At 39.9% G+C, this 12,156-nt stretch carries 5 protein-coding genes and 2 pseudogenes; 6 read left to right on the forward strand and 1 reads right to left on the reverse strand.

The features are described from left to right. The 6 genes and pseudogenes from BXY_RS06685 to BXY_RS06710 all read left to right on the forward strand — a co-directional run. Window positions 1–2,400 (forward strand): annotated as a pseudogene (locus tag BXY_RS06685) (TonB-dependent receptor plug domain-containing protein); the annotation flags it as partial. Between the two features lie 13 nt (window positions 2,401–2,413). After that, window positions 2,414–3,685, forward strand: a complete 1,272-nt coding sequence (locus BXY_RS06690; RefSeq protein ID WP_004312956.1) for a DUF4876 domain-containing protein — start codon at window positions 2,414–2,416, stop codon at window positions 3,683–3,685. A 23-nt stretch (window positions 3,686–3,708) separates the two neighbouring features. Next, on the forward strand, window positions 3,709–5,271 hold the full coding sequence (locus BXY_RS06695; protein WP_015531518.1) for a DUF6850 family outer membrane beta-barrel protein: 1,563 nt from the start codon (window positions 3,709–3,711) through the stop codon (window positions 5,269–5,271). A 30-nt stretch (window positions 5,272–5,301) separates the two neighbouring features. Next, window positions 5,302–7,476 carry a HEAT repeat domain-containing protein gene (locus BXY_RS06700; protein ID WP_015531519.1) on the forward strand — a complete coding sequence of 725 codons (2,175 nt, stop codon included), beginning with the start codon at window positions 5,302–5,304 and terminating at the stop codon, window positions 7,474–7,476. Between the two features lie 6 nt (window positions 7,477–7,482). Next, window positions 7,483–9,684, forward strand: coding sequence for a HEAT repeat domain-containing protein (locus tag BXY_RS06705; RefSeq protein WP_004311266.1), 2,202 nt, complete (start codon window positions 7,483–7,485; stop codon window positions 9,682–9,684). Window positions 9,685–9,686: 2 nt separating this feature from the next. Continuing rightward, window positions 9,687–11,879, forward strand: coding sequence for a hypothetical protein (locus BXY_RS06710; RefSeq protein ID WP_004311265.1), 2,193 nt, complete (start codon window positions 9,687–9,689; stop codon window positions 11,877–11,879). A 3-nt stretch (window positions 11,880–11,882) separates the two neighbouring features. On the opposite strand, the pseudogene BXY_RS06715 reads toward BXY_RS06710, so the two are convergent. Continuing rightward, window positions 11,883–12,056, reverse strand: a pseudogene (locus tag BXY_RS06715) (transposase); the annotation flags it as partial. Window positions 12,057–12,156 lie beyond the last annotated feature (100 nt).

The following is a 12,156-nucleotide window of genomic DNA, read 5'->3' on the forward strand; positions in this document are numbered from 1 at the left end:
TGTCATTGATGCCAGGTGGAATTTCACAGAATCAAGATATGAGTTCGGCACAACAGATTAACATCCGTCAAGTTTCCAGTTCCAGTGGTCCGGAAGCTCCGATGAATGCTATGGGCACCGCAATAATTCGTGATGGTGCCCCCCATCTCAAATAATGCTAATCTATCTGCGATGAGCCCTACGGTATTAAGTGGTACGGAAACACCCGCTTCATTGGCCGGAGGTGCCTCGCCGGCTGGTGGAACCGATGTTCGTAGTATTTCTACTGAAAATATAGAGTCTATACAAATCGTTCGTGGTATCCCTTCTGTTGAATATGGTGATCTGACCTCAGGAGCAGTAATTATTAATACAAAAGCTGGTCGTGAGCCGCTACGTGTCAAAGCAAAAGCCAATCCCAATATCTATCAGGTGTCTATGGGAACCGGTTTTGAACTTGGAAAAAAGAAAGGCGCTTTAAATGTAAGTGCAGATTATGCTTATAATACGAATAATCCAATATCCAGTTACCAGCACTATCAGCGTGCCACAACAAAGTTGCTCTATTCAAATACTTTCTTTAATAATAAGTTACGTACCAATTCCAGCTTTGATTTTATTTATGGTAAGGATCAACGTGAACGTAATCCTGATGATGAACAAACTAAAACAGCTTCGGAAGGCCGCGATATAGGTTTTACTTTGAATACCAATGGTACATGGAATATAAATAAGGGCTGGTTAAAAACACTACGCTATGTATTGTCAGGTACGTATATGGATAAAGACAGTTATTATGAAACCGTATACAGTTCTGCTACATCTCCTTATTCCATGACCACTACAAACGGTGCGGTACTTAGTAACTTTGCAGGTCAGCATATCTATGATGCCAATGGTAATCAAATTACTAATTTTGGACCGGAAGACATAAATCATTATGCTGTTTATCTACCAAGCAGCTATTTGGGACACTATGAGATCGATAGTCGTGAAGTTAATTTGTTTGCTAAAGTGACGAGTTCTCTATTCAAGGCGAGCGGTCATGTAAACAACCGCATCTTGATTGGTGCGGATTTCCGGAGTGACGGTAACGTTGGTAAAGGAAAAACTTATGACCCAAGTACTCCTCCTTATCGTAGTCAATACGGTCATAATTCATCTTTCCGTCCACGTAACTATAAGGATATTCCTTTCATTAACCAATTTGGTGCATATGTGGAAGATAATTTCAAATGGTCCATAAGCGGTACGCATGATTTGAACATTCAGGCTGGTGTGCGTTATGATCATACCTCAGTAGTAGGAGGCATTTTCTCGCCACGTGTAAATGCATCCATTGATTTGATTCCGAATCTATTAAGTCTTCAGGGAGGTTACGGTATTGCTGCAAAGATGCCTTCTCTTCTCTATTTATATCCAGAAAATGCATATTTTGAATATATCAATATAAATGAGCTTACCAATGAAAATATTCCGGAAAGCCAGCGCTTGTTTATGACTACCACAGAAGTTCGGCAAGTAGATAACTCAGATTTGAAGATTGCCCAAAATCATAAAGCAGAAGTCGGTTTTAATTTACGAGTGGGTAAAACCAATCTGAATGTAATAGCTTATAAGGAGCGTCTGAAGGATGGTTATGTAATGAGCCAAACCTTCAACACCTTCAATACATTTATCTACAATGAATACCAGCGCACAGAAAACGGGATAGAGCTTAGTAGTAGCCTACCGGTATTGTCTACTTATGCAAAACCAACTAATAATTTAAATATAGAAACTAAAGGTTTAGAATTTGATTTGAATATCGGACGTATTGATGCTATCCGTACGGCCTTCCAAATAAATGGCTCATGGATGCGTACTAAGAGTTGGCGTCAGGGTTATAGCTTCTATGACAATAGCGAAGATGCTGCTTCAGCCCGTAAACCGGTGGCCATTTATTCTCAAGAAGGCAATGCAAGTTACAAACAACAATTTGTAACGACTTTACGTGCCACTCACAATATCCCGCGTATCGGTTTTGTTGTTACGATGACAGCACAAGCTATTTGGCAGCAGTCTAATTGGAATACATTTGGAAACGATTCTATACCTGTGGGCTATTTAGCATTGGAAGATGCGTCTGTAAATATGTTTCCCAAGGGGAAATATACCACTACCCAGCAAGTAAAGGATGCAGGATATGGATATATGTTGAATAATGTAAGTCATAATAATGCTATAAAAGAATCATACAGTCCTTATTTTTGTTTTAACTTGAATGTAACTAAAGAAATTAGCAATATGCTACGTGTTTCTTTCTTTGCCAACAATATGTTCAGAAGTTATCCGCGCAGAGAATCCAAACGTAATCCGGGTTCATATATTCAATTGAATAACCGATTTTTCTTTGGGCTGGAATTATCACTCACTTTATAATGTTTAGGAAGTTATGAAAAAATATTTAATATATTTGTTTACATTGGCAAGTACCCTTTTGATAGGATGCGATTCGTTCAGGGACATGTCTGGCACAGCAGAAGTGAATCCTATCACAGTGGATGTATATTTGGATATTACCGTTGAAAATATATCCACACTGAAAGATCTGACTGTAAAGTTCGACAATTACGATGAAGATTTACATTATGTAAAAGAAGTAACTGATAATAGTGTGAAAGTTGACGGAATTATCCCCGGAATTTATTCGGTAACAGTATCCGGTACAGCGATCGATACAGAAAACAATGAATACTACATCAATGGCAATTCTGTAAATGCGGCATTATTTAAGCATGGTAGCGCATTGAATATTGAAGTACAAGGGCTTAAAGTGAGCCCATTAATATTCAAGGAGATTTATTATTGCGGTAGCCGTCCGGAAAAAGGAGGAGTCTATTTCCGAGACCAGTTCTATGAGATATACAATAACTCTGCTGACATTTTGTATTTGGACGGTATTTATTTCGCAAATTTAACTCCGGGTACAGCTACCACTAAATTACCTATTTGGCCGGAAGCGGACGGTAATAATTATGCATATGGAGAACGTGTGTGGAAATTTCCAGGAAATGGAACCGAATATCCGTTAGCGCCAGGTGAATCTTGCATCATTTCTCAATTTGCCGCTAACCATCAGTTGGACATCTATAACCCTCAAAGTCCTATAGACGGCAGTAGTTCTGAGTTTGAGTTTAATATGAATAATCCAAACTTCCCTGACCAGGCAGCTTATGATATGCAACATGTTTTCTACCAAGGAAAAGCAGAGATGGGAAGTATACCACAATATTTGACATCCGTATTCGGAGGTGCTTATGTGATTTTTCGTGTTCCTGAAGGAGAAGCTTGGGATCCGGTCAACGATGAAAATATGAAGACAACAGATCTTAGCAAACCGAACAGCAATGTTTATTATGCAAAAATACCTATTAAATATGTATTGGATGCTGTTGAAGCAGTAAACAATGAGTCAAAGATGAATGCAAAACGTGTCCCCGGTGTACTTGATGCAGGTATTACTTGGGTAGGAGCTACTTATTGCGGTTTAGGTATTGCTCGCAAATTGTCCACAGACGAAGAAGGTAATCCTATTATTCGCGAAGAAACAGGTACATATATATATCAGGATACAAACAACAGTACGGATGACTTTGAACGTGGCGTTGTTCCTGTAATGCGTCGTAATGGAGCAAAAATGCCTTCATGGAATCACACATTGTAATAATTAACTAAAAAGACAGAACAATGAAAAAACAATATATGAACTATATGAAAAGCTGCCTGCTGGTAATGATAGCCTGCCTTGTAAGTATGGTGGGAGCGGCACAGGGCTTCTCTCCCGCCGCTATGGAACAATTGAAAACAAGACGACTATGGTCTCATTCACAGAATGCTGCCGGTATGCCATTCGATGATATTCAGAATTATTCGAATGTTATATTGGGATATGACTTACAGGACGGAAACTATTGCCGTCCGCAAGAGGGGCAGAAAGAGGCTATCGTAGGTGTATCCAGTGAAGGCTTTATCAATCTGAAAAATGCATATGTGTGGGGAGCATTTAATTTTGCACAAAAAAATCTGACAGATGCCGGATATAACGCCTCCATTGCCGATCCATTCAGGGGAATGCCTTACTATGTCGCAGACCAGCACTTAAGCAAATGGAGAAATCAATATTACGATCTGAAGTTTCGTGCAGCTACTCCTTTACTTGGTAATCATTGGGCATTGGGGTTGGAAGGTAATTATGTAGCTACATTAGCTGCCAAACAGCGCGACCCGCGTGTGGATACCCGTTTTTATACGCTGGGACTGACGCCGGGGATTACTTACAAGTTGAATAATTCACACAAGTTTGGTGCAAGTTTCAAGTATAGTTCTATCAAGGAAGACTCAAGAATGAGTAATGTCAACTCTTATGTGGATCAGGACTATTATATATTATACGGTTTGGGAACAGCCATAAAAGGAATAGGCAGCGGTGTAACCAGCAATTATATTGGAGACCGTTTCGGTGGAGCTCTCCAGTACAACTTCAGTATGCCCTCTTTCAATTTACTGCTTGAGGGCAGTTACGATGTAAAAGCGGAAACTGTTCAGCAGAGCTATACGACTCCTAAAAAAATAGCCGGTGTAAAAGATAAAACTGCTCATGTTTCTTTAACGATGATTCAGGAAGGAAAGGACTATACCAATTATATGAGAACCACATATACAAATCGTAACATCAATGGTATTCAGTATATTTCTCAACGCGATAACTCTGAATCACAAAGTGGCTGGGTGGAATTATATAATAACATCCGTTCTACGTACAAGGCACAAACCGCTTCTCTTAATTATGCATTAAGCAGAAACCGCGGGAATGAATATAGTTGGAAAGCAGAATTAAATGTGAATTATACCAAGCAAGACGATGAATATTTAATGCCTAATTCTGTACAGAATGCAGAAAATTTATCTTTAGGCTTAGGTGGCAAAAAAAATTTTGTTTTAGGCAATAGTTTGAATCGCAGGCTTTTAATAGATGTTCATGTTGCGTATAACAATAATCTGGGAGGTGAATATGTATATGGTGGCAGCCATGCAGACTATCCAACTGTAACCGAATTACAACAAGGGCTGACTAATTATTATACCTGTGATTACTATCGTATTGGCGGGTCGATAACGTATTCGCAACAAGTCAGAGAAAACAGACGTATGAACTTATTTGCAAAAGTTGTATTCGATCGTGTAAATACCTCTGACTATGATTATGATGGGCGTACTCATTTATCGATAAGTTTAGGATGTAATTTTTAATGCTACATAACGAAATCTATATTACAAAACATGCGTAAATTAATAACTGGAAGTTTGATGCTCTGCAGCATATTATCTCTGCGGGCACAGACATTTGTTAAACCGGCTGTGAAAGTAAAGGACACCTCTTTTGCTGTAATTACAGATAAAGGGACATTTCAGGCTTGTGAAGCCGAGCTTAAAGCCTATCAGGAGATTCTAGGAATGGAAGGGTTGCCTACGTTCATCGTATACAATGAATGGAATAAACCGGAAGATGTAAAGAAAGTTATTGTTAAGCTCTACAAAAAGGATAAATTGGAAGGAGTGGTATTTGTCGGTGATATCCCTATTCCAATGCTCCGCAAAGCCCAGCATATGACTTCCGCTTTTAAAATGGATGAGAAAAACAATGACTGGAGAGATTCTTCAGTGCCCAGCGACCGTTTCTACGATGATTTCGACCTACAATTCGATTTTTTGAAACAGGACAGTGTCGAAAATAATTTCTTCTATTATAATTTGGCTATAAAATCTCCACAGCAAATTCGGTGTGACATATATTCTGCACGTGTCAAAGCTGTTGATAACGGCGAAGAACCGCATGCGCAAATCAGCCGCTATTTTAAAAAAGTGGTGGCTGAGCACCAGATAAACAATAAATTAGACCAATTCTTCTCCTATACAGGTGATGGCTCTTACTCTAACTCATTGACTGCATGGACACCGGAAACCTTTACTATTCGCGAACAAATGCCGGGCGTATTCGATAAAGAGGGACGGGCCCGTTTCATCCGTTATAATTTCAGCGATTATCCCAAGGACGATGTCATTAATATGCTGAAACGCACAGATCTGGACTTGTCTATTTTTCATGAGCATGGTATGCCCGAACGTCAATATCTTTCCGGTAGTCCCGCTACTAATAGGTGGAATGCTCATGTAGATGCAATGAAGTACTATTATCGTGGTTTAGCGCGTAGAAAGCAAAACAACAAAAAGTCTTTCGACGAAATGCTGGATATGATGAAAAACACATACGGTTTGGACACTACTTGGATTGCAGGCTATGATGATCCCAAAGTAATTGCAGAAGATTCTTTACTAGACCTGCGCACCGGTATTATCCTGTCGGAAGTTACAGAGTTTAAGCCTAATAGCCGTATGGTAATTTTCGATGCATGCTATAATGGTGATTTCCGGGAAAAAGATTACATTGCCGGACGTTATATCATGTCGGAAGGAAAATGCGTAACTACTTTTGCCAATTCAGTCAATGTACTGCAAGATAAAATGGCAAACGAGATGCTCGGCCTGTTAGGTATGGGAGCACGAGTGGGGCAATGGGCTAAATTGACGAATATTCTCGAATCGCACATTACCGGTGACCCTACTCTACGTTTTCAATCTATCAATGAGGTAGATGCCAATGCTTTGTTCAAAGAACCATATAGCGAGTCCCGCATGTTGGAGTTATTACAGTCGCCCTATGCCGACATACAGAATTTTGCTTTGCACAACCTTTATCGCAATGACTATCCGGGTATTTCTGATTTATTAAGAAAAACTTTTGAAACTTCCTCGTTCATGATGGTACGTTTCACCTGCTTGGCATTGCTTGAGAAGATTAGTGACAAAAACTTCCGGGAAGTCTTACACTTGGCCATTACGGATTCCTATGAATTTATTCGTCGCACCTCTGTTCGTATGATGCAACATGTGGGACTGAACGAGTATGTTTATCCGCAAATCAAAGCCTATGTAGAAGACAACCTATCCGAGCGTGTGGCATTTAATGTGAGTTTGGGGCTTCAAGTCTTTGATCAGGCAGCCGTACAGGCGGCAATTGATAAAGTAATGGCTGGGACCTATGTGTTGCAAGACAAGGAGGAGATGCGTAAGGTTTTGGAGAATGCCAATAATAGTCGTAGCATGCAAAAAGAGTTATTAAGCAAAGAAACTTCCGAACGTTGGCGCATCCTTTATTGCAATTCTCTGAAAAATCATATGGCACATGCCTGTGTAGACGGCCTCTTGGCTTTACTTACCGACTCCAGTGAAAGTGAAAAGCTAAAAACCTGTTTATTGGAGGCTTTTGCTTGGTTCACTCATTCTTATCGGAAGCCTGACATCCTTCGGGTATGCGATCAACTGAGAAAAGATAAGAGCTTATCCGAGAACCTTCGTGAAGAAGCCGACCGTACATATTACAGACTTAAAAATTAATTGGCCATGATTAAAAAAATAATATATCTGGCATTTCTTTTGCCATTGGCAGGAAATGCACAAACAACAGTCATAAAGCCATTGGTCAAACAACCTACCGCTTTTGCTATCATAACAGATAACCAAACTTATGCAAATACCAAAGATGCCATGCATCAGTACAAAACTGCGGTTGAAGATGATGGTTTGGCAACTTATCTGATCAGCGGTGACTGGCAAAATCCAGATCAAGTCAAACAGATAATCATCAAAACATATCAAGAATGCCCTTCATTGGAAGGTCTGGTTTTAATCGGCGATGTGCCTGTCGCATTGGTACGTAATGCGCAACACATGACTACTGCATTCAAAATGAATGAGAAAGCCTTTCCTTGGGATCAGTCTTCCGTACCTACCGACCGCTTTTATGATGATCTGAACTTAAAGTTTGAGTTCATCAGGCAAGACTCAGTAAATCATCAGCATTTCTACTACAAATTGACAGAAGACAGTCCCCAGCGGCTAAATCCTACTTTCTATTCAGCTCGTATCAAGTATCCGGAAAAAAAGGAAGGGGATAAATATGCGGCCATTGCCTCATATCTGAAGAAAGCTGCTGCTGCCAAGGCAGATAAGCATAATCAATTAGATCGGGTATTCTCATTCAATGGTGCTTCTTACAATTCCGATTGCCTGATTGTATGGATGGATGACGAAAAAGCTTATATGGAGAACTTTCCATTAGCTTTTGGTCGTCAAATGGGATTCAAACATTGGAACTTCCGAATGAAACACCCTATGAAATATAAGTTATTCAGCGAATTGCAACGAAAGGACCTTGACTTATTTATGTTTCATGAACATGGAATGCCAACAGGGCAGCTTATTAATGATGAATTGGCATGCACTGATTTCAATAATCGTTATAAAATGTTGAAGAGTACACTTTATAATGCAGTCATGTCCCATGTTGGAAAACGTGACAAAGACACCTTACGTATTCAGATGCAGGAAAAACGACAAGTGAATGAGGTGTTTTTTAAAGACCTGGACAATCCTAAGTTCTGGGAAGCAGACTCTCTTCACTACGCTGATGAACGTATCGTAACGGAAGATTTAATGAAGAGAAATCTTTCCACTAATCCGAAGATGATAATGTTTGATGCGTGCTACAACGGTTCTTTTCACGAAAACGACTATATAGCAGGACAATATATCTTTAATGACGGTCAGACATTAGTAGCACAAGGAAATACCCGTAACGTATTGCAAGACCGCTGGACTATTGAAATGATTGGTTTGTTGTCCCATGGTGTACGAGCCGGGCAATACAATAAGCTAATCGTATCACTTGAAGGTCATTTGTTTGGTGATCCCACTTTCCGTTTTGCTCCTATCGAAGCCAATACTTTAAGTACCGATATAACAATACACAAAGATGACAAAGCCTATTGGAAGAATTTGTTAAACAGCCCATACGCTGATGTACAAAGTTTGGCCATGCGTATGCTGGCTGACGCCGATACCCAAAAGGAATTATCTCCGTTGCTCCTGAAGAAGTACCGGGAAAGTGGCTTCAATACGGTTCGTATGGAAGCTATCAAGTTGTTGAGCCGTTATCAGGACGACAACTTCATCGAAGCATTACGCGAAGGTTTGAACGATACTTATGAAATGGTAGCTCGCCAAAGTGCCATTTATGCTGGATTTGTAGGTGACGATTCCTTATTGCCCGCTATTGTGGAAGCATTGGTCGAACATAATGAACGCTTACGCGTACAAATGAGTGCCAACAAGGCTTTAAGCCTTTATCCGAAAGAGAAAGTAGAAAAGACAATAGAAGACTTTTATGCAAAAGTTGACCGTTTGAATGAAAACGAAGAGAAAAAACGATTACTAAGAAGCCTGGAAAGAATGTTTGTACAAGAGGCAAAAGTCCATCAGACCTTGATGGATGTAGCTGCACCGGAAGCAAAACGTATCAGTGCAATCCGCAATGTGCGTAACTATACATTCCATTTCCACGTGGATGATTATTTGAATGTAATTCGTGATGCCGGTAATCCACAGGAAGTACGTGTAGTAATGGCCGAAGCATTAGGTTGGTTTACTAATTCTGTACAACGGCCACACATTCTTGAAGAAATAAAGAAGATGCAACAAACAGCCAATCTTCCGGAAGATTTAAAAGCAGAGCTTGAACAGACAATCAAAAGATTAAGTTTATAAATATGAATAAATACATCCTTTTGGCAATTACCGCTTTGTGCTTACAGGATATGCAGGCGCAAACAGTTGTACATCCTAGTATAAAAACAAAGACTACTTTTGCAATTGTAGTCGATCAGAAAAGTTATGATGAAGCGAAAAGTGAAATTGATGCTTATCGTACCAGTATAGAAAAAGAAGGTTTAGGTACTTACTTGCTAATTGATGATTGGAAAAGGCCCGAACCTATTCGTGAGCAACTTGTCAAATTGCATGAGAATGAGAAAACGCCTTTGGAGGGTTGCGTATTTATAGGTGACATCCCTATTCCAATGATTCGTGATGCACATCATCTATCTTCGGCTTTCAAAAGGTCTCCCAAAGCCAATTGGCAGAAATCAAGCGTTCCTTCCGACCGTTATTATGATGACTTCGGATTAAAATTTGATTATATTAAACAAGACAGTTTGATACCTGACTATCATTATATGACATTGCGTGCTGATTCTAAACAGTATATTTCACCGGATATTTATTCGGCCCGTATCCGTCCATTACATTTAGAAGGTGAGAACCGTTATCAGATGCTACGCGATTACTTAAAAAAGGCAGTTGCCGAAAAAGCAAAGCAAAATGCATTTGACCAACTGACTATGGCCCGTGGCCATGGTTACAATTCTGAAGATCCTTTGGCATGGAGCGGTGAGCAAATAGCCTTACGTGAGCAATTGCCGCAAATATTCAAATCGGGTAATACAGTGAAGTTCTATGATTTTAACATGCGCTATCCGATGAAACCATTATACTTGAACGAGATTCAGCGCGAAGGATTAGATGTCATGCTATTCCATCACCACGGTGGCCCCACCATGCAGTATATCAATGGCTATGAAAATGGTTCCGGTATTAATTTGAGTATTGAGAATGCCAAAATATTCTTGCGAAGCAAAGTGCCTTCATACGCCAAGAAACATGGGCGTGAAGCTGCTATCAAAGAATATGCCAAGCAGTATGGGGTGCCTGAAAGTTGGTGTGCGGAAGCTTTCGATGAGGAGAAAATAAAATCGGATTCCATTGTAAACCGTAATATGGATATCTATACTGAAGATATTCGTCTTTTGACTCCTAATGCGCGTTTTATATTGTTCGATGCTTGTTTCAACGGTTCTTTCCATTTGGATGACAACATTGTAGGCTCTTATATATTCAATAAGGGTAAGACCATTGCTACTATGGGATGTACGGTTAACACCATTCAAGATAAATGGCCGGATGAATTTCTCGGCTTGTTAGCTGCCGGTATGCGCATCGGGCAGTTCACTCGTTTTACCTGCTTCTTGGAAAATCATCTGATCGGTGACCCGACTTTTCACTTCACCAATAATGCCGGGCTGGATATGGACATCAACCAAGCTTTAGTTGCGCAGGAAGGAAATGTTACATTCTGGAAAAAACAGCTGAATTCCCCTATGGCTGACATGCAGGCAATGGCGCTCCGTCAATTGTCAATGGCAAATTATAGTGGTCTCGTTGAGTTGCTGAAGAAAAGTTACCACGAATCGAACTATTTCGTTGTGCGGTTGGAAGCATTACGCCTATTAGCTTTGAACTATCCGACAGAGGTTGCCGATGTATTGCAGACAGCCATGAACGACAGTTATGAACTGATCCGTCGTTATGCGGTGGAATACGTTGAAAAGAATTGCAATCCGGAATTGTTGCCGGCATGGATAGAAAGCTATTTATTACGCGGACATGAAAACCGCCATCGTTTCAGAATTTTTAGTGCTATCAACACGTTCGACCATGATATGGCTTTGAATGAATTGAAGAAACAGGCTGCCGATTGGTCTTTCTACGATTCTTCCTATGTGAATGAATTGTTAGAATACCTTCCTCGCCAAAAGAAAGGACTTGAAAGAGATTTTGCACTTATTGACAGTCCGGAAAGTACTACCAAACAGATACAAAGCGAAATAAGTAGGTTCCGAAATAAACCTATTGCTAAAGCTATTGAGCCATTACTGAACATTATAAAAAATGAAAGCCAAGAAGAAGAACTTCGCATATTGGCTGCTGAAACATTAGGCTGGTATAATTTATACTATAATAAAGCAGATATAATCAAAGAACTTAACACATTTAGAACTTCCAATCAAAAGCTAATGAACGAAGTTACCAAAACAATTAATAGGCTGAAAAGTCAAAATAGGTAGAATCATCCAAACGATGAGATAGACCGGATCCAAAGGGCGGTTCTGCCATTCCTGAGCAGCCTGGTTGACTTTGTTCGTGATGATGGAAATAGCTGATGTGGACAGTTCTATCTCATAGATTTCACGCATCTCCTCTTCTATGTCTGACACGCTCATTCCTTTGGCATATAGGGAGATAACAAGTTTTTCTTTAATATTATCGACACTATACAGGGACATTCAGTAAATGTCTATAGTATAACTCCTCAACCAGTTCCAGACACCAATCATTAAAACA

Origin of the sequence: Bacteroides xylanisolvens XB1A (assembly GCF_000210075.1) — a bacterium.
Classification (GTDB): domain Bacteria; phylum Bacteroidota; class Bacteroidia; order Bacteroidales; family Bacteroidaceae; genus Bacteroides; species Bacteroides xylanisolvens.